Source organism: Serratia sp. PL7, assembly GCF_945957435.1.
Genome location: NZ_CAMFLB010000001.1, coordinates 2,888,479 through 2,911,158, shown reverse-complemented (window position 1 = coordinate 2,911,158; position 22,680 = coordinate 2,888,479). Strand labels below are relative to the sequence as shown.

At 61.1% G+C, this 22,680-nt stretch carries 24 protein-coding genes and 1 tRNA gene; 15 read left to right on the top strand and 10 right to left on the bottom strand.

All coding sequences use genetic code 11. From position 1 onward, the window contains the following. The first annotated feature begins 2 nt into the window (after positions 1 to 2). The 4 genes from nqrE to nqrM are packed head-to-tail and all read left to right on the top strand — an operon-like array spanning position 3 to position 3,106. The gene (nqrE, locus tag N6G83_RS14200) at positions 3 to 599 is read left to right on the top strand and encodes an NADH:ubiquinone reductase (Na(+)-transporting) subunit E (RefSeq protein ID WP_004930235.1); all 597 of its coding nucleotides are present in this window, start codon (positions 3 to 5) and stop codon (positions 597 to 599) included. A gap of 15 nt (positions 600 to 614) precedes the next feature. Then, positions 615 to 1,838: an NADH:ubiquinone reductase (Na(+)-transporting) subunit F gene (gene nqrF, locus N6G83_RS14195; protein ID WP_043135532.1), complete on the top strand. Its 1,224-nt coding sequence runs from the start codon at positions 615 to 617 to the stop codon at positions 1,836 to 1,838. Further along, positions 1,822 to 2,871 (top strand): FAD:protein FMN transferase, encoded by a 1,050-nt coding sequence (locus N6G83_RS14190; RefSeq protein ID WP_043135534.1) that lies wholly within the window; start codon positions 1,822 to 1,824, stop codon positions 2,869 to 2,871. The genes nqrF and N6G83_RS14190 overlap by 17 nt, the downstream gene beginning before the upstream one ends. 7 nt (positions 2,872 to 2,878) lie before the next feature. Further along, positions 2,879 to 3,106, top strand: a complete 228-nt coding sequence (gene nqrM / locus N6G83_RS14185) for a (Na+)-NQR maturation NqrM (protein ID WP_016928987.1) — start codon at positions 2,879 to 2,881, stop codon at positions 3,104 to 3,106. A gap of 26 nt (positions 3,107 to 3,132) precedes the next feature. Here nqrM and N6G83_RS14180 read toward each other — a convergent pair whose 3' ends face one another. After that, positions 3,133 to 4,029, bottom strand: a complete 897-nt coding sequence (locus tag N6G83_RS14180; protein WP_038628925.1) for a glycerophosphodiester phosphodiesterase family protein — start codon at positions 4,027 to 4,029, stop codon at positions 3,133 to 3,135. 183 nt (positions 4,030 to 4,212) lie between these two features. On the opposite strand from N6G83_RS14180, the gene dinB reads away from it, so the two are divergent. Beyond that, the gene (dinB, locus tag N6G83_RS14175; protein WP_025301672.1) at positions 4,213 to 5,274 is read left to right on the top strand and encodes a DNA polymerase IV; all 1,062 of its coding nucleotides are present in this window, start codon (positions 4,213 to 4,215) and stop codon (positions 5,272 to 5,274) included. 41 nt (positions 5,275 to 5,315) lie between these two features. On the opposite strand, the gene pepD is transcribed toward dinB, so the two are convergent. Continuing rightward, the gene (pepD, locus tag N6G83_RS14170; RefSeq protein WP_025301673.1) at positions 5,316 to 6,776 is read right to left on the bottom strand and encodes a beta-Ala-His dipeptidase; all 1,461 of its coding nucleotides are present in this window, start codon (positions 6,774 to 6,776) and stop codon (positions 5,316 to 5,318) included. 337 nt (positions 6,777 to 7,113) lie between these two features. Here pepD and gpt point away from each other — a divergent pair, with 337 nt between their 5' ends. The 7 genes from gpt (at position 7,114) to N6G83_RS14135 (ending at position 12,587) form a co-directional block, all read left to right on the top strand. Then, positions 7,114 to 7,572 carry a xanthine phosphoribosyltransferase gene (gene gpt / locus N6G83_RS14165; protein WP_025301674.1) on the top strand — a complete coding sequence of 153 codons (459 nt, stop codon included), beginning with the start codon at positions 7,114 to 7,116 and terminating at the stop codon, positions 7,570 to 7,572. A gap of 141 nt (positions 7,573 to 7,713) precedes the next feature. After that, positions 7,714 to 8,961, top strand: a complete 1,248-nt coding sequence (frsA, locus tag N6G83_RS14160) for an esterase FrsA (protein ID WP_021504999.1) — start codon at positions 7,714 to 7,716, stop codon at positions 8,959 to 8,961. 60 nt (positions 8,962 to 9,021) lie between these two features. Beyond that, the gene (gene crl / locus N6G83_RS14155) at positions 9,022 to 9,423 is read left to right on the top strand and encodes a sigma factor-binding protein Crl (RefSeq protein WP_004930258.1); all 402 of its coding nucleotides are present in this window, start codon (positions 9,022 to 9,024) and stop codon (positions 9,421 to 9,423) included. Between the two features lie 116 nt (positions 9,424 to 9,539). Further along, the gene (gene proB, locus N6G83_RS14150; RefSeq protein WP_015376738.1) at positions 9,540 to 10,643 is read left to right on the top strand and encodes a glutamate 5-kinase; all 1,104 of its coding nucleotides are present in this window, start codon (positions 9,540 to 9,542) and stop codon (positions 10,641 to 10,643) included. 9 nt (positions 10,644 to 10,652) lie between these two features. Beyond that, the gene (proA, locus tag N6G83_RS14145; RefSeq protein ID WP_015376739.1) at positions 10,653 to 11,906 is read left to right on the top strand and encodes a glutamate-5-semialdehyde dehydrogenase; all 1,254 of its coding nucleotides are present in this window, start codon (positions 10,653 to 10,655) and stop codon (positions 11,904 to 11,906) included. A 191-nt stretch (positions 11,907 to 12,097) separates the two neighbouring features. Next, positions 12,098 to 12,173, top strand: a tRNA-Thr gene (locus N6G83_RS14140). 195 nt (positions 12,174 to 12,368) lie between these two features. Next, positions 12,369 to 12,587: a TM2 domain-containing protein gene (locus N6G83_RS14135; RefSeq protein ID WP_015376761.1), complete on the top strand. Its 219-nt coding sequence runs from the start codon at positions 12,369 to 12,371 to the stop codon at positions 12,585 to 12,587. Positions 12,588 to 12,637: 50 nt separating this feature from the next. Here N6G83_RS14135 and N6G83_RS14130 read toward each other — a convergent pair whose 3' ends face one another. Continuing rightward, entirely contained in the window at positions 12,638 to 13,171 is a 534-nt protein-coding gene (locus N6G83_RS14130) for a hypothetical protein (RefSeq protein ID WP_260515533.1), read from the bottom strand. Positions 13,172 to 13,657: 486 nt separating this feature from the next. Between N6G83_RS14130 and N6G83_RS14125 the strand changes: the two genes are divergently transcribed. After that, positions 13,658 to 14,773, top strand: coding sequence for a hypothetical protein (locus N6G83_RS14125; RefSeq protein ID WP_260515531.1), 1,116 nt, complete (start codon positions 13,658 to 13,660; stop codon positions 14,771 to 14,773). A gap of 3 nt (positions 14,774 to 14,776) precedes the next feature. Here the strand turns inward: N6G83_RS14125 and N6G83_RS14120 are convergent, their stop codons facing one another. From N6G83_RS14120 to N6G83_RS14100, 5 genes are all read right to left on the bottom strand, one after another. Beyond that, positions 14,777 to 15,481, bottom strand: a complete 705-nt coding sequence (locus tag N6G83_RS14120) for a hypothetical protein (RefSeq protein WP_142590787.1) — start codon at positions 15,479 to 15,481, stop codon at positions 14,777 to 14,779. Positions 15,482 to 15,497: 16 nt separating this feature from the next. After that, positions 15,498 to 16,673 (bottom strand): hypothetical protein, encoded by a 1,176-nt coding sequence (locus tag N6G83_RS14115; RefSeq protein WP_043135547.1) that lies wholly within the window; start codon positions 16,671 to 16,673, stop codon positions 15,498 to 15,500. After that, the gene (locus N6G83_RS14110; protein ID WP_142590785.1) at positions 16,670 to 17,956 is read right to left on the bottom strand and encodes a hypothetical protein; all 1,287 of its coding nucleotides are present in this window, start codon (positions 17,954 to 17,956) and stop codon (positions 16,670 to 16,672) included. Before N6G83_RS14110 ends, N6G83_RS14115 begins: the two co-directional genes overlap by 4 nt. Positions 17,957 to 18,009: 53 nt before the next feature. Then, entirely contained in the window at positions 18,010 to 18,534 is a 525-nt protein-coding gene (gene cybB, locus N6G83_RS14105) for a cytochrome b561 (protein WP_089181662.1), read from the bottom strand. Positions 18,535 to 18,802: 268 nt separating this feature from the next. Beyond that, positions 18,803 to 20,404 (bottom strand): ABC transporter substrate-binding protein, encoded by a 1,602-nt coding sequence (locus N6G83_RS14100; protein WP_025301682.1) that lies wholly within the window; start codon positions 20,402 to 20,404, stop codon positions 18,803 to 18,805. 174 nt (positions 20,405 to 20,578) lie between these two features. On the opposite strand from N6G83_RS14100, the gene N6G83_RS14095 reads away from it, so the two are divergent. Then, the gene (locus N6G83_RS14095; RefSeq protein ID WP_142590783.1) at positions 20,579 to 21,160 is read left to right on the top strand and encodes a flavin reductase family protein; all 582 of its coding nucleotides are present in this window, start codon (positions 20,579 to 20,581) and stop codon (positions 21,158 to 21,160) included. Here the strand turns inward: N6G83_RS14095 and N6G83_RS14090 are convergent. Beyond that, complete coding sequence (locus N6G83_RS14090) at positions 21,157 to 21,537, bottom strand: winged helix-turn-helix transcriptional regulator (protein WP_025301684.1); 381 nt, start codon at positions 21,535 to 21,537, stop codon at positions 21,157 to 21,159. The two genes, N6G83_RS14095 and N6G83_RS14090, sit on opposite strands and share 4 nt — an antisense overlap. Before the next feature lie 84 nt (positions 21,538 to 21,621). On the opposite strand from N6G83_RS14090, the gene N6G83_RS14085 reads away from it, so the two are divergent. Continuing rightward, complete coding sequence (locus tag N6G83_RS14085) at positions 21,622 to 22,389, top strand: NAD(P)H-dependent oxidoreductase (RefSeq protein ID WP_049295111.1); 768 nt, start codon at positions 21,622 to 21,624, stop codon at positions 22,387 to 22,389. On the opposite strand, the gene N6G83_RS14080 is transcribed toward N6G83_RS14085, so the two are convergent. Continuing rightward, positions 22,386 to 22,634 carry a hypothetical protein gene (locus tag N6G83_RS14080; RefSeq protein ID WP_019454278.1) on the bottom strand — a complete coding sequence of 83 codons (249 nt, stop codon included), beginning with the start codon at positions 22,632 to 22,634 and terminating at the stop codon, positions 22,386 to 22,388. The two genes, N6G83_RS14085 and N6G83_RS14080, sit on opposite strands and share 4 nt — an antisense overlap. Positions 22,635 to 22,680 lie beyond the last annotated feature (46 nt).

Sequence of the window (22,680 nt, the reverse complement as noted above, 5' to 3'; positions counted from 1 at the left end):
CGATGGAACACTATATCAGCCTGTTTGTGCGCGCGGTGTTCGTCGAGAACATGGCGCTGGCGTTCTTCCTCGGGATGTGTACCTTCCTGGCGGTGTCGAAGAAGGTCTCGACCGCCTTTGGCCTGGGCATCGCGGTGACCATCGTGCTCGGCATTTCGGTGCCGGTGAACAACCTGGTCTACAACCTGATCCTGCGCGACGGCGCGCTGGTGGAAGGCGTCGATCTGAGCTTCCTCAACTTCATCACCTTCATCGGCGTGATCGCGGCGCTGGTACAGATTTTGGAGATGATCCTCGATCGCTTCTTCCCGTCGCTGTATAACGCGCTCGGCATCTTCCTGCCGCTCATCACCGTGAACTGCGCCATCTTCGGCGGCGTGTCCTTCATGGTGCAGCGCGACTATAACTTCGCCGAGTCGGTGGTGTACGGCTTTGGTTCCGGCACCGGCTGGATGCTGGCGATCGTCGCCATGGCGGGGATCCGCGAAAAACTCAAGTATGCCAACGTGCCGGCAGGGCTGCGCGGCCTGGGCATTACCTTTATCACCACCGGACTGATGGCGCTGGGCTTCATGTCCTTCTCCGGTGTTCAGTTGTAAAGGCGGGAAGAATTTATGGAAATTATTTTAGGCGTAGCAATGTTCACCACCATCGTGATGGTGCTGGTGTTGCTGATCCTGTTCGCCAAATCGAAGCTGGTGAACACCGGTGACATCGCGGTGGAAATCAACGGCGATCTGGATAAGAGCTTCCATGCGCCGGCGGGCGACAAGCTGCTCAACGTGCTCTCCAGCCAGGGGATCTTCGTCTCCTCGGCCTGCGGCGGCGGCGGTTCCTGCGGCCAGTGCCGGGTGGTGATCAAAGAGGGCGGCGGCGATATCCTGCCGACCGAGCTCTCGCACATCAACAAGCGCGAAGCGAAAGAAGGGTGCCGCCTGGCGTGCCAGGTGAACGTGAAGCAGAACCTGAAGATCGAGCTGCCGGAAGAGATCTTCGGCGTGAAGAAATGGGAGTGCGAGGTTATCTCCAACGATAACAAAGCCACCTTTATCAAAGAGCTGAAGCTGAAGATCCCCGATGGTGAGGACGTGCCGTTCCGCGCGGGCGGCTTTATCCAGATCGAAGCACCGGCGCACGACATCAGCTACGCCGACTTCGACGTGCCGCAGGAGTATCGCGGCGACTGGGACAAGTTCAACCTGTTCCGCTACCGCTCGACGGTGAACGACACCACGGTGCGCGCCTACTCGATGGCCAACTACCCGGAAGAGAAGGGCATCATCATGCTCAACGTGCGTATCGCCACGCCGCCGCCGAATAATCCGGACGTGCCGCCGGGCATCATGTCTTCCTATATCTGGTCGCTGAAAGCCGGTGACAAGGTGACCATCTCCGGGCCGTTCGGCGAGTTCTTCGCCAAGGACACCGACGCCGAAATGATCTTCATCGGCGGCGGCGCGGGCATGGCACCGATGCGTTCGCACATCTTCGATCAGCTCAAGCGCCTGAACTCGAAGCGCAAGATCACCTTCTGGTACGGCGCGCGTTCGCTGCGCGAGATGTTCTATGAAGACGACTTCAACCAGCTGCAGGCGGAGAACGAAAACTTCACCTGGCACGTGGCGCTGTCGGATCCGCAGCCGGAAGATAACTGGACCGGCTACACCGGCTTTATCCATAATGTTCTGCTGGAGAACTACCTGAGGAACCACCCGGCACCGGAGGACTGCGAGTTTTACATGTGCGGGCCGCCGATGATGAACGCCGCGGTGATCAAGATGCTCAAAGATCTGGGCGTCGAAGACGAAAACATCATGCTGGATGACTTTGGTGGCTAAATTGCGCGCATTGGCGATGAAGAACTGGCTGACGGGTGTGGCGCTGAGCGCCACCCTGCTGCTGACCGGCTGCGGGCCGGAACAGGTGGACCTGATGGGTAAAACCATGGGCACCTCGTATTCGATCCGTTACGTGACCGGCGAAGATACGCCGTCGGCGCGCGAGATGCAGGCAGAGATCGACAAACGGCTGGAGCAGGTGAACGATCAGATGTCCACCTACCGGCCGGATTCCGAGCTGAGCCGCTTCAATGCCAACCGCGACATTGACCGGCCGTTCCCGGTTTCGCCGGCCACCGCTGAGGTGGTGCGCGAAGCGCTGCGCATCAACCGCGTCACTGACGGCGCGCTGGACGTGACCGTCGGGCCGCTGGTCAACCTGTGGGGCTTCGGCCCGGAAGGGCGGCCGGACAAAGTGCCGAGCGAGGCGGAACTGGCGCACCGCCGCGCCTGGACCGGCGCCGACAAACTGTCGGTGCAGGGCAGCGCGCTGGTGAAAAGCATCCCTGAGCTGTACGTCGATCTGTCGTCGATCGCCAAAGGGTATGGCGTGGACGTGGTGGCGGAATATCTGCAGTCCCGGCATGTGAAGAACTACATGGTGGATATCGGCGGTGAGGTGCGCACGCGCGGGCATAACGGCGAGCAAAAGCCGTGGCGCATCGCCATCGAGCGCCCGACCGCCGGTACGCAACAGCAGGCGCAGCTGGTGATCCAGCCGGGGGAGATGTCGATCGCTACCTCGGGTGACTATCGCAACTACTTCGAGCAGGACGGGGTGCGCTATTCGCACACCATCGATCCGGTCACCGGCCGACCCATTCACCACCGTTTGGTGTCGATCACCGTGCTGAGCCCGACCTGCATGACCGCCGACGGGCTGTCCACCGGCCTGAACGTGATGGGGCCGGAGCGCGGCCTGGCGCTGGCCAACCTGCTCGGTATCCCGGTGTTCATGATCGTGAAAACCGCCGACGGGTTTGAGGAGCGTTACTCAGACGCGTTCAAGCCCTATCTGAAAAAGCGTTCGTGAGGTTGCTATGTTGACGGTATTCGCCGCTACTTTCGTGTTGTTTCTGCTGATCGTCGGCGGCATGTCGCTGGGCTATGTGTTCAAACGCAAAAGCCTGCAGGGCAGCTGCGGCGGCATCACCGCGCTGGGCATGGAGAAAGTCTGCGACTGCCCGGAGCCGTGCGATGCGCGCAAAAAGCGCGAAGCCAAAGCGGCGCAGCGGCGCGAGCAGTTGGAAAAGCACCGTATTCTGTAGCGAAAACCCGGCCTTGGCCGGGTTTTTTATTTCGCCTTGCGGAAGCTTTTCGCCTCGGCCGGCGAGTTGACCATCACGCCGTCAGCGCCCAGCGCCAGCGCCTGCTGATATTCCTGCGGCGAGTTGACGCCGAACAGGATAATGTGCGCCGGGCCCTGCGAGCGGAAACAGTCCATCGACTCTTTATCCCAGGTCAGAAACGCCTTCGAACGCCCTTCGCCGAGGGTATATTTCTCCACCACTTCCACCTCGCGCTTCAGCTCCAGCCCGTACCAGCGCGGCTGCCGGTTGTCCGGTTTGACGTCGCACTGGTGCGCCATGGTGACGTTGGCCAGCAGCGTGCGGGTTTCGTCGCGGCTTTCAAAGCGCGGGATGGCCGGCGGCAGCGCCTGCAGGTATTTGGCGTCGGTAGAGTAGACGCGGATGCGGTTCAGGCTGTCGGTGCTTTGCAACGTCGCCAGCAGCGTTTGGCCAAACTGCGCCGGATCGGCGTCCGGGGATTTGATGTCCAGATAAAAAGTGACGTGCGGAAACGCTTTAAGCACGTCGTCGAGCCGTGGAATGCCGATACCCTGGCCGCGGAACGGGTGTGCGTCACCCTTGGCGAAGGCCCAACCGGCGTCGGTCTCGGCCAGCTGCGCGGCGGTATAGGCAGAAACAGGACCCTGCCGGTTGGTCAGCGCTTTCAGATCCGAGGGGCGATACAGCACGATGATGCCGTCTTTGGATTCTTGCAGGGTGATCCAGATGGCGTCGGCGCCGTTTTTCAGCGCGGTTTCGATGGCGATGCGAGTGTTTTCCGGCGCATCGGCGGTGCCGCCGCGATGGGCGACGATCGCCGGCGCATGACCGGCCGCGGCGCTGGCCGCCAGCGCGCTCAGCGACAGCGCGGAAGCCAGCAGCAAATGAGAAAATCTGATCATGTAGGGTACCTTGTCGTTATCGTTGTGGTGAGCCGCACGGGATGGCGGAAATCATACTATTGAAAAATTAAGCTTTTTTAACAACGCGGAAATATCTGTCAGAAACGCCGCTTTCCTCGAGCTCTGCGGCCTTGAGCTTTTGGTGCCTGGCTGTATACTTATACAGTATTGTTGGAGGGTGCGATGCGTAAAATCATTCATGTCGATATGGACTGCTTCTTCGCGGCAGTGGAGATGCGCGACGATCCCAGCCTGCGCGATATCCCGCTGGCGATTGGCGGTAGCGCCGATCGCCGCGGGGTGATCAGCACCGCCAACTACCCGGCGCGGCGCTACGGCGTGCACAGTGCCATGTCCACGGCGATGGCGCTCAAACTGTGCCCGCATCTCACCCTGCTGCCGGGGCGCATGGCGGCCTACAAAGAAGCTTCGCTGCACATCCGCGAAATCTTCGCCCGCTATACCCCGTTGATCGAGCCGCTTTCGCTCGACGAGGCCTACCTCGACGTGACCGACAGCCCGCAATGCAACGGTTCGGCGACGCTGATCGCCCAGGAAATCCGTCAGGCGATCGCCGACGAGCTGAACCTCACCGCGTCGGCCGGCATCGCGCCAATCAAGTTTCTCGCTAAAATCGCCTCCGAGATGAACAAGCCGAACGGGCAATACGTGATCACGCCGGCGCAGGTGCCGGCGTTTTTGCAGCAGCTGCCGCTCAGCAAGATCCCCGGCGTCGGCAAGGTGACCGCCAAGCGGCTGGAGGAAGTGGGGCTTATCACCTGCGCCGACGTGCAGCAATACGATTTGGCGCAGCTGCTCAAGCGCTTCGGCAAGTTCGGCCGGGTGCTGTGGGAGCGCTGTCAGGGCATCGATCGGCGCGAAATCTCTCCTGAGCGGCTGCGCAAATCGGTGGGGGTGGAGCGCACGCTGGCGGAGGATATTCACGACTGGGAAGACTGCGAAACGCTGATTATCGACAAACTCTATCCCGAGCTGGAGATGCGGCTGCGCAAGGTGAAGCCGGATCTGCACATCGCCCGGCAGGGCGTGAAGCTGAAGTTTCAGGATTTTCAGCAAACCACCCAGGAGCACGTGTTCCCGGTGCTGAACCGGCAGGATTTGCTGGAGGTGGCGCGGCAGGCGTGGCGCGAGCGGCGCGAAGGGCGCGGCGTGCGGCTGGTGGGGTTGCATGTGACGCTGCTCGATCCGCAGCTGGAGCGGCAGCTGGCGCTGTCGTGGGAATAAAAAAGCCGGCGGTCGCCGGCTTTTTGCGTTAAGCGTGCAGATTACGCGCGCTCAGGGATTGCTTTCAGCAACGAGGTCAGCAGCTTCCAGTACAGGCCGACGCTTTCGATATGCACCTGCTCATCCGGCGAATGCGGGCCGGTGATGGTTGGCCCGATCGATACCATGTCCATGTTTGGATATGGCTTTTTGAACAGACCGCATTCCAGACCGGCGTGGATCACCATGATGTTCGGCGTCTTGTCGAACAGATCCTGATACAGCTCGCGCACCAGGTGCATCACCGGCGAGTCGGCGTCCGGCTGCCAGCCCGGGTAGCCGCCCTTCGGCGCCACTTTAGCGCCGGCCAGCTGGCCCAACGCGGTCAGCATCTCGACCACGTAGTCTTTGCCACTGTCGATCAGGGAGCGGATCAGGCAGATGATTTCCGCTTCGTTTTCGCTGGTGGTGACCACGCCGACGTTCAGCGAGGTTTCCACCACGCCTTTCACCGCGTCGCTCATGCGGATCACGCCGTTCGGCGTGCCGTTCAGCAGCGCCAGGAAGCGCTGCTGGCTGTCGGCGCTCAGCGCCAGCGAAGCGCTGGTGGTCGGCTCCAACAGCACGGTGATGTTCTTCTCTTTGGCGGAGAGTTCGTTCTGCAGCACGGCCAGGAACTCCTGGCTCAGCGCTTTCAGTACGTCGGCCTTGTCCGCCGGCACCGCTACCACCGCGGAGGCTTCACGCGGGATGGCGTTGCGCAGGGTGCCGCCGTTCAGGTCCAGCACGCGCAGGTTCAGCGCCGCCGCATGGGCGAACAGGAAGCGCGCCAGCAGTTTGTTGGCGTTGCCCAGCCCGACGTGGATCTCGGCGCCGGAATGGCCGCCTTTCAGGCCCTTGAGGGTCAGCTTCAGGGTTTGGTAACCGGCCGGCACCGCTTCGCGCTGCAGCGGCAGGGTGGTGATGAAGTCGATACCGCCGGCGCAACCCATGTAGATTTCGCCTTCTTCTTCGGAATCGGTATTGATCAGGATATCCGCCTGCAGCCAGTTCGGCTGCAGCCCGAAGGCGCCGTCCATCCCCGCTTCTTCGGTCATGGTCAGCAGCACTTCCAGCGGGCCGTGCTCAACGCTGTCGTCGGCCAGCACCGCCAGGGCGGAGGCCATGCCGATGCCGTTGTCGGCGCCCAGCGTGGTGCCGCGCGCTTTCACCCACTCGCCGGCGATATAAGGCTGGATCGGATCCTTGGCGAAGTCGTGTACGGTGTCGTTATTCTTTTGCGGCACCATGTCCAGGTGTGCCTGCAGCGCCACCGGCTTGCGGTTTTCCATGCCTTTGGTGGCTGGTTTGCGCAGCAGGATATTGCCGACCTGATCACGCTCGGCGTGCAGGTTCTTTTCTTTGGCCCAGGTGAGGATGTGCTGCGCCAGCGCTTCTTCATGATAAGAAGGGTGCGGGATAGAACAGATCTTGGCGAAAATATCCCACAGCGGCTGTGGCGAAAGCTGAGACAATTCAGACACTATAAGTCTCCTGTGACGGCAGGCTCCGACAGGACGGGCATGCCGCGCGGTTAAGGTGAGCGGGTATCTGTGCGTCGTGGCACGATCGTCAGAGAATATCACTTTATTTCCGGCGGTGCGCCCCCCGTATTGTGCGGTTTAAGCGCTTGATCACATGGCTTCGCTGCGGGAACGCTCGCTTTTTCAGCATCAATCACCGAAAAGCCGCCCGGCGGAAATCGCGAGGTTTTCCTCGGTACAGCTGGAATTCAACGCGGCCAGTCTCTATAATCTCGCGCAACCTTTTTTCCCCTGAACTACAAATAAGCCGCTTCACCGCCGGCTGGGACACGATTCTATGAGCGAAAAATACGTTGTTACCTGGGATATGCTGCAAATGCACGCACGCAAGCTGGCGCACCGCCTGCTGCCTGCCGACAAATGGACAGGCATCATTGCCGTAAGCCGCGGCGGTCTGGTACCGGCGGGCCTGCTGGCGCGCGAACTGGGCATCCGCTATGTGGATACCGTCTGCATTTCCAGCTATGACCATGACAACCAACGCGAAATGAAAGTGCTCAAGCGCGCCGAAGGCGACGGTGAAGGCTTCATCGTGGTGGACGATCTGGTGGATACCGGCGGCACCGCGAAAGCGATCCGCGACATGTACCCGAAAGCGCATTTCGTCACCATCTTCGCTAAGCCGGCGGGTCGTCCGCTGGTGGACGACTACGAAGTCGACATCCCGCAGGATACCTGGATCGAACAGCCGTGGGACATGGGCGTCAGCTTCGTTCCCCCGATCGGCGGTCGCTAAGTCCAGCCAGTTCCAGCCCAACGCCCGGTTATGCCGGGCGTTTGCGTTATCTTGGTTTATCCCGCCAGAGTTAGGTACACTACCTCCAGTTAAGTAGGCCTTTTGCGGCCTATCGCCAGATTTACGGAGGCTGTTGTTACCATGGCACAGGCCAACCTTTCTGAAATTCTTTTCAAGCCCAAATTCAAACACCCTGAAACCTCGACGCTGGTGCTGCGCGCGCGCAACAAAGTGAGCGCCGCCATGCATTCCGCATTGGAAGGCGACACCACCGGCAGCTGGTATCGCATGCTGAATCCGTTGCTGTGGGCCTGGCGCGGCGTCAGCCCGATCGAAATCCACGAAGTGCTGGCGCGCATCGCCGCCTCGGACGCCGAGCGCAGCAATCCGCAGCGGCTGGATACCGTGGTGGGCTACCGCAACGGCAACTGGATCTACGAGTGGATCCATCAGGGCATGCAGTGGCAGCAGCGGGCGACGGAACAGCAGGATCCGCTGCTCGGCGGCGAGTACTGGCTGAAGGCCGCGAGCCTGTACAGCATCGCCGGTTACCCGCACCTGAAGGGCGACGAGCTGGCCGAACAGGCGGAGATGCTCGCCAACCGCGCTTACGAAGAGGCGGCGCTGTTGCTGCCGTATCAGCTGAAAGAGCTGGAGTTCCGCATCGAAGGCGGCGGCAGCGTCACCGGTTTCCTGCACATGCCGGAGAAGGGCGAGGCGCCGTTCCCGACGGTGCTGATGTGCGGCAGCCTCGATACGCTGCAGACCGACTATCATCGCCTGTTCCGCGACTACCTGGCGCCGCACGGCATCGCCATGCTGACGCTCGATATGCCGTCGATCGGTTCTTCGTGCAAATGGAAGCTGACGCAGGACTCCAGCTACCTGCACCAACAGGTGCTGATCCAGCTGGCCTCGGTGCCGTGGGTGGATCATCAGCGGGTGAGCGCCTTCGGCTTCCGCTTCGGCGCCAACGTGGCGGTGCGGCTGGCCTATCTGGAGCCGCAGCGGCTGCGCGGCGTAGCCTGCCTGGGGCCGGTGGTGCATCGCCTGCTGTGCGACAGCAGCACCCAGTTGAACGTGCCGGACATGTATATGGACGTGCTGGCCAGCCGCATGGGCATGGCTAACGCCTCGGACAACGTGCTGAAGGTGGAGCTGAACAGCTACTCGCTGAAAATGCAGGGGCTGCTGGGGCGCCGTTGCCCGACGCCGATGATCTCCGGCTACTGGGAGCGCGATACGCTCAGTCCGAAAGAGGAGTCGCAGCTGATCGTCACCTCCTCGGTGAGCGGCAAGCTGGTCGCCATCCCGCGCACCCCGGTGTACGACAGCTTCCACCGGGCGTTGCTGCAGATGTCCGGTTGGCTGAGGGACAAAATGCGTTAATTAGTTGCTAAATTTTAACAGTTTGTTAAAAAGAGTGGTCTACATTGAGGAGGTTAGAGAATGACGTTACCGAGTGGTCACCCTAAAAGCCGACTAATGAAACGTTTTGCCAGCTTGGGGCCGTACCTGCGTGAAGGGCAATGTGAAAACGACCGTTTTTTCTTTGATTGTTTGGCCGTCTGCGTCAATGTAAAGCCCGCTCCGGAGAAGCGTGAGTTCTGGGGCTGGTGGATGGAGCTGCAGGCGGAAGAGGCGCGCTTCACCTATTCGTACCAATTCGGCCTGTTCGACAAGGAAGGCGACTGGACGGCGCAAAACATTAAGGATGATGAAGTAAACGCCAAGCTGGAAGACACCCTGCGCGACTTCCATCGCCGCCTGGGCGAGCTGCTGGCGACCATGGAACTGGGGCTGGAACCCGCCGACGATTTCAAAGAAAAACTGATCAAACTCTCCGCCTGACCCCGTTTGACCACGTATTGTGCTGATTTCGCGTTGTGCCTGTTGGCATAACGCGTCTCTCCTGTTACAAAGACCTTTGCACTCTTCTTCTCATCATTACACACGGCAGAAATACTATGAACGGCAGCCAGACATTGGTTGTGAAATTGGGCACCAGCGTGTTGACCGGCGGATCGCTGCGTCTGAACCGCGCCCACATTGTCGAATTGGTGCGCCAATGTGCGCAGCAACACGCCGCGGGCCACCGCATTGTCATCGTCACTTCCGGCGCCATCGCCGCCGGGCGCGAACACCTGGGCTACCCCGAGCTGCCCGCCACCATCGCCTCCAAGCAGCTGCTGGCAGCGGTAGGGCAGAGCCGGCTGATCCAGCTGTGGGAACAGCTGTTCTCCATTTACGGCATTCACGTCGGGCAGATGCTGCTGACGCGTGCCGATCTGGAGGACCGCGAGCGCTTCCTCAACGCGCGCGACACCATGACGGCGCTGCTGGATAACCGCATCGTGCCGGTAATCAATGAGAACGACGCCGTCGCCACCGCCGAAATCAAGGTGGGCGACAACGATAACCTGTCGGCGCTGGCGGCCATTCTGGCCGGGGCTGACAAACTGCTGCTGCTGACCGATCAGCAGGGCCTCTACACCGCCGATCCGCGCAACAACCCACAGGCCGAACTGATCCGTGAAGTGCACGGCATCGACGACGCGCTGCGCGCCATCGCCGGCGACAGCGTCTCCGGTCTGGGCACCGGCGGCATGGGCACCAAGCTGCAGGCGGCCGACGTGGCCTGCCGCGCCGGCATCGACGTGGTGATCGCCGCGGGCAGCAAGCCGGGCGTGGTGGCGGACGTGATCGAAGGCAAACCGGTGGGCACCCGTTTCCACGCGTTGGAAACCCCGCTGGAAAACCGCAAGCGCTGGATCTTCGGCGCGCCACCGGCCGGTGAGATCACCGTCGACGATGGCGCGGTGGAAGCGATGATGGCGCGCGGCAGCTCGCTGTTGCCGAAGGGCATCCGCGAAGTGAAGGGCGACTTCTCGCGCGGCGAAGTGATCCGCATCCGCAACCTGGCGGGGCGCGATCTGGCGCACGGCGTCAGCCGCTACAACAGCGACGCGATGCGCATGATCGCCGGGCACCACTCGCAGGAAATCAGCGAGATCCTCGGTTATGAATACGGTCCGGTGGCAGTGCACCGCGACGATATGATTGTCAGTTAAGGAGTGAGCATGCTGGAGCAGATGGGGAAGGCCGCCAAGCAGGCCTCCTGGCAGCTGGCGGTGCTGAGCACGGCGAAGAAAAATCAGGTGCTGTCGGTGATGGCCGACAGGCTGGAAGCCAACAGTGAAGCGATCCTGCTGGCGAATGAACAAGACATGGCGCAGGCGCGCGCCACCGGCATGAGCGAAGCGCTGCTCGACCGCCTGCTGTTGACCCCGGCGCGGCTGGCGGCGATCGCCAACGACGTGCGCCAGGTATGCCGCCTGAACGATCCGGTCGGCCACGTGCTGGACGGCAACCTGCTGGACAGCGGGCTGAAGCTGGAGCGCCGCCGGGTGCCGCTCGGCGTGATCGGCGTGATTTACGAGGCGCGGCCGAACGTCACCATCGACGTCGCCAGCCTGTGCCTGAAAACCGGCAACGCGGTGATCCTGCGCGGCGGGAAAGAGACGCACAACACCAACCAGGCGACGGTGAAAGTGATCCAGCAGGCGCTAGAACAGTGCGGCCTGCCGGCGGCGGCGGTGCAGGCGATCGACAGCCCGGATCGCGCGCTGGTGAACGAACTGCTGCGCCTGGATCGCTATGTCGACATGCTGATCCCGCGCGGCGGCGCCGGCCTGCACAAGCTGTGCCGCGAGCAATCGACCATCCCGGTGATCACCGGCGGCATCGGCGTGTGCCACACCTACGTGGACGCCGACGTCGATTTCGACAAGGCGCTGACGGTGATTGAAAACGCCAAGATCCAGCGCCCGAGCGCCTGTAACTCGCTGGAGACGCTGCTGGTGAACCGCAGCATCGCCGCCGAGTTCCTGCCGGCGCTGAGCGCCAAAATGGCGGCGGCGGGCGTGACGCTGCACGCGGCGGAAAACGCGCTGCCGCTGCTGCAGGGCGGCCCGGCGACGGTGGTGCCGGTGAATGCGGAGGATTACGACGACGAATGGCTGTCTCTGGATCTGAACGTATTGCTGGTGGACGATATCGATCAGGCTATCGACCACATCCGCACCCACGGCACCAACCACTCCGACGCGATCCTCACCCGCTCGCTGAGCAGCGCCGAGCACTTCGTGCGCGCGGTGGACTCCTCGGCGGTGTACGTCAACGCCAGCACCCGCTTCACCGACGGCGGCCAGTTCGGCCTGGGCGCGGAAGTGGCGGTGAGCACCCAGAAACTGCACGCCCGCGGCCCGATGGGCCTGGATGCGCTGACCACCTACAAGTGGATCGGCTACGGCGACGATCTGGTGCGCAGCTAAGGCCGCATTGCGGTCATTCATAAAGAGGTCAGGGCGCAGCATGCTGTGCCCTGATTTTTTTGGAAGGGGCAACGTGGGGCAGTCTGGCTGCTTGCAAAACAACCAAACGCCCCGGCGGCTATTGACTCATTTCGTGCACGGGTCTACCTTGTTCAACGCACTTCCGGCTTGCCCCGCAGGCCCGGCTCGATGCCGATATAGCTCAGTTGGTAGAGCAGCGCATTCGTAATGCGAAGGTCGTAGGTTCGACTCCTATTATCGGCACCATCTCTCCTTCAGATTCCCTTTGCTTACCTTTTCGTCGGTTAAACAACCGTTTAATTAATCACTGTTATAATTACCCCTGTTGAGCCTTGATGGGTGAATGTTTTCTCCTCAAGCACTGCGATGCGGCGCTCTGCGGAGCGGCATCCGTTTTTTGGACATGCCGGTGGTTCGGTGAGAAGTAAGGAGAAGTGCACTATGAGCAGAAAAGACAAGCTCGCGGCGGCCCTGCTGGCCATCTTCCTGGGTGGGCTGGGCATTCACAAGTTTTACTTAGGGATGAAGTGGTGGGGGCTGTTCTACCTGCTGTTCTGCTGGACGGGGATCCCGGCAATTGTCGGCTTTATCGAAGGCATTATTTATCTGTTCCAATCGGAAGAGAAGTTCAACCAGAAATACAATCCGGGTCTGATTTAAGGCTTTGCTGACGGCGCCTCCTGTTAAGGGAAGCGCCGTTTTTCATTCCGTTACTGTTTCTTCATCATCATCTTGCCGCGCATCTCTTTACTCATCATTTTATTCGAGCTGGAAATGACGCAGTTATATTGCTTGCCTTGGTTGATGATCATAAAGGTGCTGACCGGATCTTTAAAATCCTTGTCGATGGTGAAATAAATATAGGCCTGCGGCAGCGCGGCCGGTTTAAAGGCGCCGAAGGCATACACATCCGCCAGGCCCAGCGCGGAGAGATCGACCGTCAGCTCCATCGGTTTCATAGAGTTCGGCGATCGGAACATCGACTTGGCCGACATCATCATGGTGCTGCTGTTGATGGTGTAATCGGTTTTGACCTTCATGCCCATATATTTCGATTCCGGCATGGAAAGTTCTTTTTTGCAGGCGGCGTCGTGCTGCGGCGCCGGGCTGCCGTTTTCCATCACGGCATGCACATGTTCCAGCATCACCGCCGCGCTGCCGGTGGTAGGCTGCGCATCGGCCGCGTAAGCCGCGCCGCTGAAGACGGCCACAGAGGTAAGGATAATGCCCGTAACGATTTTCATTGTCGCTCTCCGGAATGCTAATAATGATATTAATTGCGGTGTGTAGCCTATTGGCCCGATAAAATGCAAAGTGATCCGTTCCGCGGAGATAAAATATCCTCGGAATTTTTATACTTAATAGCGTTTCACCCACGCGGTATGCGAGGTTTGTTTAATTATATTGGGAGCCTTTCTCTTTTGTTTTTCAGTCTATTTACCTGCATATAAAGAGTATGTATAAACATAGCCAATGTTTAGAATATGCACAAATTACTGCAGTTTTTTTTCCCTTTTATCTTTTGGTTTTTAATAGGGTTGCGAATATTGCATTGAGATACAGGGAGTTGTCTTTTCTACGTTCAAATCACTCTTTGAAGCGTTATTTATGTGATCTTTGTAGTCACAGAAATAACGCTGAAATTATTATCTTTCTATTTAACGGCTAATTATTCATGGCATAGGCTTCAACCCTTTGCGTTTCCTGCGCTAGAATCAGGCGGTTTTCTCGTGGAAAAGGATATCGCCATGGCCGCCTGGGCCTTTTTGATCGTCGGTTGGGGGTTGATTTGGCAGGATCACCCGATTTTCGGCGTGCTGTGCATCGCGCTGTTTGCCGTGCTGCAATGGGTGAAGTACGCCGCTAAAGGCGTGCAAGACCCCGAAGAGGCCGCAGAGTGGCGCAAAACCGACTGGCATTCGCAGCCGATTGAAATGGCGCACGCCGGCGACAGCGATCGGCGGATTGGCGGCGTGGGGGAGCTGGGCATGGGCGGCCCCAATTTTTGGACGCTGCTGCTGCGTGACGGGGCGATTGTGCATGGCGCCTGTGCGGCACCGCAGGACGTGGACGATGGCAAGCTGCGCCTGATCCCGACCCGCAGTCGTGAGGGTGAGGGGCTGACGGTGTACGAGCCTGCCGCCCGGATGATGTACGCGCTGCCGGCATTGACCGATCGCGAGCAGGACGCGCTGGCCGTCGGTACCGCCGAGGCGCTGGCGCGGCTGCGGGCGAGGTGTCGGCAGGCGGAGGCTACGCCGTTGCACCTTGTGCGCGGTCTGTGGGTGCCGCCGTGGACAGAGGATCCGGCCGATCGTCTGGAGATCGCCTTGCCCAACGGCCGCGTGCTGGCGGCGCGCTTGATGTTGCCGGCGAATCTGCGCCTGGCGGACGATCCTGCCGCGCTGCTGCACGCGCCGCCTTATGAGCTGTTGCTGGATAACAGGCCGACCGATCGCTTCGTGCGCGATCTCGAACGCGTGGCGGGATCCCCAGCGGGCTGCGGCTTGAGCGTCGGCGGTTGCCAGTTCCGCGGCGAGCATATCGTCGATGGTCTGTACCATCTGTATTTCGCCGGTGAGTGGTTCAGCCTGCTCTCTTACGCGCATAAACCGGCGGGCGGGCGTGGTTCGGACACCACCTTTTTCGTCGAGCGGGTCGAGCCGCAAGACAGCGGGGTGTTTGTGATTGAATGGGATGCCTACAGCGTGGGGCCCGACGGGCGTGAGCCGCGCGTGCCGGCCCCGCCGGTATTGGTTATCGCGGTGAGCTGGCAGGAAACGCCGCTGCAGCTGCCCACGGCCAATAACCGCGTGACCGTGCGTTTGCCCAACGCCACGGCGTAAGGCTTAGGGCAGCACCCTGACTTCGCCGTTGTGCAAGGTCAGCACCGCGATCGGGCTGCTGGAGAAGCACTCCCTAAAGATCCAGTCGCTGGGCCGAAACGCCGCCGCTGGCAGCCCGGCCTGCCACTCCTCCCACTGCGGGGCCGGCCGATCCGGCGGCAACAAGAAGGTGACCAGCCAACCGGCTTCGCAGTGCACCCTTTGGCCGCTCGGGCGGGTAAAGGTGTGCGCGCTCGCCAGCTCCATCACCGGCGGTAAAACCTCAAAGGCGATGATCGGCACGCCGGCCACGCTCTGCGGCTGAGGAAAACGCACGGCGGTCACGCCGTTCATCGTGATGGGGCTGTCTTCGGTGCCGGGCAGGCGTGGTTCCTGGCGGTTTACCCAGCTGCCTTTCGGCAGCGTCGTTTCACCGAACGGCTTTGCCTCGTCGAGCGTCAAGTAGCTGCGTTGATTCCAACGATCTTCCGCCCGCTGGCTCTTGATGTCCTGGATGGCCATGCCGATCAGCATCAGCGCGAACGCCACCGGGTAGATCGCCAGCGCCGAGGCCAACAGATAGCCGCCCCAGGAAAGCGGCGGGCGCGGGCGGCCGCAGCGGGCGGCGGCGTAGCGCCAGCCCCACCAGGCGAGCAGGATGCCGGCGAGCAGCAGGGCCAATAACAGCGCCAGCAGGCCGGCGGCGCCGGCGCCATAACCTAACAGCATGGCAAGTTCCTTATGTTCACGGCGTGGTGGAGCGATAGCGAACGAAGTAGGGCAGCGCCGGGATCTCCCCGTCATCGTCATAGTGGCTTTCTGGTTCGATCACGGTTTGGCGCGCGTCGTCGCGCCCGTTGTACCGGTACTCCAACGGCTGTCGGTAGTGCACGTCGGATGAGCGCAGATCGAAAATCAGCGAAAGACGCGCATCGCCGTTATCCGTTTGGGCGACCAGCTTATCGTTGCCCGCCCAGAGCTGATACAGCGATTTATCGCCGGTCTCCAGCAGCACCTTCAACTGCCCGTCGGATTGATAACGCAGAAGCTGATACAGCCCTCTGTCCAGCGTTTGTGCGATCAGGTAGATGCCGCCGTCCGGGGCTTGCGCGCTTTCCTCCACGCGCACCAGCAGCCAATGCATTTCAATCACCTCGCCGGTTTTACCGTTAACGGCGATGTGTAACGCGCCAGATCCGAGCACCGGGTTCATCCAGAAATGCACGCGGTCGCCATCAATGGCGGTGAATATCTCGGGTACGGATTTGCGCTTACCGGAGGCGTAAGCCGTCGGTGACTCCTCCTCGCCGCGCTCAAAGCCCAGCAGTTGCCGCGCGTCCAGCAGCGCCGGCAGATCCAGCGTCTGCCGCCAATGGGCGCCGAAGTCCGGGCTGTAGAATACGCCTTCGGTGCTGATGAGATACAGCGCGCGTTTTCCCGGTTGCGCCACCAGTTTGCCGCCGACAAAGGAAGGCCGGTTGTCGTCGCCCTCCGGCCAGGGGATCAGCGCCCCGATGGTACCCCGTTGCACATCAACCAGCCTGCGGCCCTCAGAGAGAAAAAGCACGCACTCCTGCTCGCCGCAAACCGCATCGTGGATCAAGTCGTCGAGTTCCCCCAGCATTTGTAACCCTTTTGGGCCGGCAAACAGCACCTGGCTGAGGTAGTTGGCCGCCCAACCGTAAAAGCTATTGTACGCGCGGTCTTCACTTCTTTTGCTGGTGAGCAGCAGGGCGCCGTCCGGCGCCGGGTAGCTGTGGATGAGATCGTAACGGGCTATCGTCGGCAACGCCTGGTCGCCCCGAGTCCATTGCCACTGCGCATAGCGTTGCTCAGGGGCGAGCAAATAGACGCCCAGCGCGCTGGCTAAAAACAGCGTCAGGATAATAAGGGGTCTTTTATAAAGCGCTAACGTCATCATTTCAGCTCCGTCACCTGAGCCTGCCGCCACAACCTGCGACGCAGATTTCGCAGGTATTTAAACGTTTTAAACGTGCGGTGCTGGTCAAAAGAGTACAGGCGACAGATCTGGGCGAAACCCTCGATCAGCAGCGCCAGGCCGCTGACCATCAGCATCAGCAGCAGAATAATCGGCGGCAATTCACTGCCGAGGCGCTTCAGGGTCCAGGCATCCAGGTAAAAGCCCGCCGGGGTATCGGCGTTATCCACCACCGTCATGCCGAGCACAAAACACGCCACGATTGCCCCAAAAATGAAGACAACGCGCGCGCACAGGTTAAGGCCGGCTTCGGTGAAGTAGCGGCTGCCGCCGATGAGATAGGTTTGGCGATCGCGATGATTGATGATCCCACGCACCGTCGGCAACTCGGGGACGGTGTCGTTTTCGCAATACAGCACCTGCAGCGGATCGCCTTTGGCGATGAAAAGCGGATGTTGCCGACGAAATACCGGGTGCAGTTTGGTATTGGGGACGTTGAGCGCGCGGGTCGTCAACGCGAAGTGCGTCTCCTTCTGACGCCACGCATAGGTGTCCAAATACTGCACCTGCCGCGGGATCTCATAGTGGCAGAGTTCGTAGCTCAGGGCGTTGACCGTCTCTATGCTGGAGGCCTCGACGCCCTCGGGGAGGGGGAGCTCGGTTTGTGGCATTGCGGGCACTGGCGCGGCGTCTGCGCGGACGGCCCGGTATCTGATGCCGGGGATTTTCAGGCTGAGCGAGCCGGGCGGCGTGACGTCTTGCCCCTGCAGCACGCGATCCAGCGCTCTGAGCAGGCGCCTGCGGCCGCGGTGCGCAATCAACAGGAGCTCCGAACCGACGAACAGCACCATGCCGATGCCGATAAGGCCGGCGATGATGGCGATAAAGAACAGGACGATGGTCAGCCAGGAATCTTCCCGGTCCATGATGAAAAAGGCCGCCGGGAAACCGCCGGCCAGCGCCGCGCCCAGCAGCAGCAGGGCGAAGTATTTCAGCTTATATTTCAGCGTTCTGTCAGGCTCCAGCCGGCCTTTCGTGCCGTGCAGCAGCCAGTGCAGCCAGTAGCTGCCGTCCCGCAGGCGGTGGGCGCCGATCTTCACCCGATCGCCGGCAGCGAGCCTGGCCAGCAGATTTTCGCTGTCGCTGAAGTCATCGCGATAAAAAAAGAACGTCTGGCCGGAGGCGATGATCCTCACCAGATTGTCGGGCGCCGTCTGTTGGCAAGCGCATTGCTCGACGGTCACATGAAAAAATTGGGTTTGCATATCATTCCCTGTCAGCAGGCGTGGTCCGAAAATTCATCCCTGGCGCCGGATGGTCAGCGCTTTTTCATCAGTGGCAGCATACGCACCAGCGCATTGTCCTTGACGATATAGTGGTGGAATAGTGCGGCGGCGGTATGCAGGCCGATCAGCCAGTAGCCGAATGACGCCAGCGTTTTGTGCCAGCCGATAATCGCCCGCGCCTGCGGCCGATCGGCCACGTCGGCGAACGGCATCGGCAGGCCGAATAGATACCACTCTTTGCCCCCCAGATAGCGCGAATAGACCCCCAGCACCGGCAGCGTCAGCAGCAGCAGGTAGATCAGGGTGTGCGTCAGGTGCGCCAGGCCGGTTTGCCACTTCGGTGGTTTGGGCGCGATGGCGGGCGAGGGGTGGCGCCAGCGCAGGAACAGGCGGGCGATCATCAGCGCAAATACCGTTACGCCGCAGCTGAAGTGGGTGACAACCAGCACGTACCAAGGGGCGCTGCCCGGTTCGGCCAAGCCCCGCAGCTCGATGGTGACACAGGTGATGACCAGCAGGATCGCCACCAGCCAGTGCAGGCGAATTTGCCACGGCATGTAGGTGTTCTGCACCGGGTTACCTTTTGATGTTAAAGGGTCTGTGCGTCGATGGTAACGAAATGTTACATCGGAGGAAAGCGCGTGCGCGCAATTTAGGCAAAACGCCAGGTTCAGCTCGCTTATTAAGCTATTGGTTTAGTGGGATATGCGTCTGGTGATAGGTGAGCGCCGTAAGTTATGAAGCTAATAATGATAGGTTCAGAGGCTGGCAGCTTATTAAGCGATGAAGCGGGTTGCGCCGCAGTCCGCGCTGCGGCGCCTAAGATCAGTTCAATTTGGCCTTGGCGAAATCGCTGCCGTTCACGTCCACCACATAGCCGCTCAGGTTGCTGCGGGTGGCGTAGAACACTTTGCCGGTGGCCAGCGGCAGCCACGGCGCCTGTTTGGCGAAGATCACCTGCGCCTGTTGATACAGCTTGGCGCGCGCCTGCGGCTGGTTCTCCTGGATCGCCTGCTGGATCAGCCGGTCATAATCCTTATCGCACCAGCGTGCCACGTTGGCGCCGCTCTGCACGCCGGCGCAGCCGAGCAGGGTGGCGAAGTTGTCCGGATCGCCATTGTCCGACACCCAGCCGTACAGCGCGCTCTGTTGCTCGCCTTTGCGCAGCCCGGCCAGATACTGCCCCCACTCCCAGGTGACGATCTTGGCCTTCACGCCCACCTTCGCCCAGTCGCTCTGGATCATCTCGGCGATGCGCTTGGAGTTCGGGTTGTAAGGGCGCTGTACCGGCATCGACCAGATGTCGGTTTCAAAGCCCTGTTCCAGCCCGGCCTGCTTCAGCAGCTCGCGCGCCTTCTGCGGATCGTAGGCGTACTCCGGCAGTTTGTCGTTGTAGCCCAGCATGCCCGGCGGCAGCAGTGAATTGGCCGGCGTGCCGCTGTCTTTGAACACCGCGGCGACGATCGCTTTCTTGTCCACCGCGTAGCTCAACGCCTGACGCACCAGCAGGTTGTCGAACGGTTTTTTCTGGGTGTTGAACGCCAGATAGCCGACGTTCAGCCCGGTAATGTCGTGCAGCTGCAGGTTGCCGTCGGCCTTGATGGCGGCGAACTGTTCCGGCAGCGGCGCGGGGATGATCTGGCATTCGTTGGTTTTCAGCTTGGCCAGCCGGGTTTGCGGATCCGGCGTGATGGAGAAGATGAGGTGCTTGCTGGCCACTTCGCCCTGCCAGTAGTGCGGGTTGGCGATGTAGCGGATCAGCGAATCCTGCTTGTACTGCTGCAGCGCAAACGGCCCGGTGCCGATCGGCCAGTTGTCGACGTATTCCGGCGTGCCCTTTTTCAGCATGGCGTCGGCGTATTCGGCGGACAGGATCGAGGCGAAATCCATCGCCCAGTCAGCGACGAAGGCGGCGTTGGGCTGGCTCAGCGTGAAGCGCACGTGATGCTCGTCCACCGCTTCCACCTTGGTGATCAGCTTATCCAGGCCCATGTCGGTGAAGTATTCATAGTTGCCGCCGGAGACCTTGTGATAAGGGTTAGCGGGATCCTTCTGCCGCATCACGGTGAACACCACGTCTTCGGCGTTGAAGTCGCGTGTCGGGGTGAAGTATTTGTTGCTGTTGAATTTCACGCCCTGGCGCAGGGTAAAGGTATAGGTTTTGCCGTCCGGGCTGACGCTCCACTCGGTGGCCAGCGACGGGGCCGGGGTTTTATCGCTTTCGCGCAGCGTCACCAAGCGGTTGTACAGCACCTGCGAGGTGGCGATAAAGGTCGGCCCGGAGCTGGAGAGCTGCGGGTTGAACGATTCCGGCGAGGCGACGGTGCAGTACACCAGCGCATCGGAAGCGGCCAGCGCGCCGCCCGCCGACAGCAGGCCGCAGCCGGCCAGCACCAATCCGGCGATAGGGTGTTTTAAAAACGTCAAGGCAAGATCCTCAGGTGGAGTGGGCCGTTACCGGCGAATTGATCTAACTATAGATAACGGATGGCGAGACGGGGAACAAGCGTCTCACCTGCGCATTCTGTGCGCCCCGCGTTGCCTGCCGCCGCAGCGCAGATCTACACTGCGGGACAATCAGTCACTCGCAAGGATTTCCCGATGAGCCACTTTCGTCCTGTCGCCCTCGAACACGCCAGCCGCCTGCTGAACCACGGCCCGACGGTATTGATCACCAGCCGCAGCCACGACGGCGCCAAACGCAACGTGATGGCCGCCGCCTGGTCGATGCCGGTGGAGTTCAGCCCGCCGCGCATCGCCATTGTGGTGGACAAAGGGGCGCACAGCCGGCAAATGATCGAGGAGAGCGGCGCATTCGGCATTTGCGTGCCGGCGGCCATGTTCATCGACGCCACCTACGCGGTTGGCAGCGTGTCCGGGCTGGATGAAGACAAGTTTGCCCGCTTTCACATCGCCGCAGCGCCGAGCGCCACGCTGCAGGTGCCGCTGATCGAACAGGGTTGCGTGGCGTGGCTGGAGTGCCGCTTATTGCCGGAAAGCGGCGCACAGGAAAAATACGACACCTGCTTCGGCGAGGTGTTGAGCGCGGCAGCGGACGAGCGGGTGTTCCAGCAAGGGTGCTGGAACTTCACCGCCGCCAATGCGGATCTGCACACCATTCATCATCTGGGGGCCGGCAACTTCGTGCGCAGCGGCGAGACGCTGCGGGCCAAACCGCTTTAATCGGCCTCGCGCCCGCGGTCTGCATCATAGCGCTCGCGGGCGGCGTCCAGCTCGGGGAAATGGTATTCCGCCCATCGGTCCAGCGCCGCCAGCGTCTCGACCAGCGAGCAGGCGACGGCGCTGAGCCGGTATTCAACATGCGCCTGATTCTTTTCACTTAAATCTAGCCGTTCGAGCAGCCCGTTGCGTTCCAGCTGGCGCAGCGTTTGCGTCAGCACCTTCTGCGAAATGCCGTCGATGCGGCGCAGCAGCTCGCCGTTGCGCATCGGGCGCTGCGCCAGCGCAGGCAGGATCAGCATCACCCACTTGCCGGAAATCAGCGCCAGCGCATCGCGTGCGGAACACTTGCTCGAATAGACGTCGCCGGGATAAGCCATTGGGGGTTACCTTCAGGTGCGTAATTGCCAAGGGGACGATAAAGCCACAGCATAACAGCACCACCTTACAACGGGAGACACAGGATGAACGTGCTGATTGTGCTGGCTCACCCCGAGCCGCATTCTTTCAATGCCCATTTGGCCGAACAGGCGCGGCAGGCCTGGCTGGCGCAGGGGCATCAGGTGAAAACGGTCGATCTGTATCAGGAGGGGTTTGATCCGCGCGAGGGCGCCGGCCATTACCCCAGCAGAAAGCAGGTGGACCGGTTCGATGCGATGCAGGAGCAGCGCCATCACTGGACGATCCAGGCGCTGCCGGCGGAGATCCGGCGGCATATCGAGCTGTTGCGCTGGGCGGATACGCTGGTGCTGCAGTTCCCTTTCTGGTGGTTCGGCGCGCCGGCCATCATCAAGGGCTGGATGGATCGGGTGTTCGTTTACGGCGGGATCTACGACAGCCGCCACCGCCATGAGAACGGCGTGATGCGCGGTAAGCGGGCGCTGCTGACCGTGACCGCCGGCGCTTCCGCACAGGCCTGCGCGCCGAACGGGCGCGACGGCGATATGCGGCTGATGCTGTGGCCAATCATGCATGCGCTGCACTATATCGGCTTTAGCGTGCTGGAGCCGTTCCTGGTCTATGGCGTGCGCGGCGGGTTGGCGGGCGAAGCTCTGCAGGCGCAAAATGCCGCTTTGGCACAGGTGACACAGACGTACCGGGACGGTTTGAACGCGTTTTCCACCTGGCCGGCGGTGCCGTTCAATCGCAATGAAGATTTTGACGCCGATCTGGCGTTGAAGCCCGGCGCGCCGGTCTACAGTCCGTTCGTGCGGCACCGCGATCCGGATTAGAACCCGGCCTTCAGCAGTTCCTCGCGCAAATCGTCGATAATCGCCGGTTCGATGTCGGGGAACTGTTGCTGAATATCGGCGATGGCTTCGGCCACGCTGGGGCCGGCGAAAGTGCCGGAGAAAGGCAGCAGCGGCAGATTGGCGTCGCTGTCCGGCAGTTCGCCGCGGATGGTGCCGGTGATCATGCCCGCTTTTTTTTCCGCCGTGAGGTCGTACTCCCCCACGTTTTTGTCGATCGGTTTCATTGGCCGCCTCGCTGTCGGTGAGTGTTTACCCTGTTCTGTTAAAGCA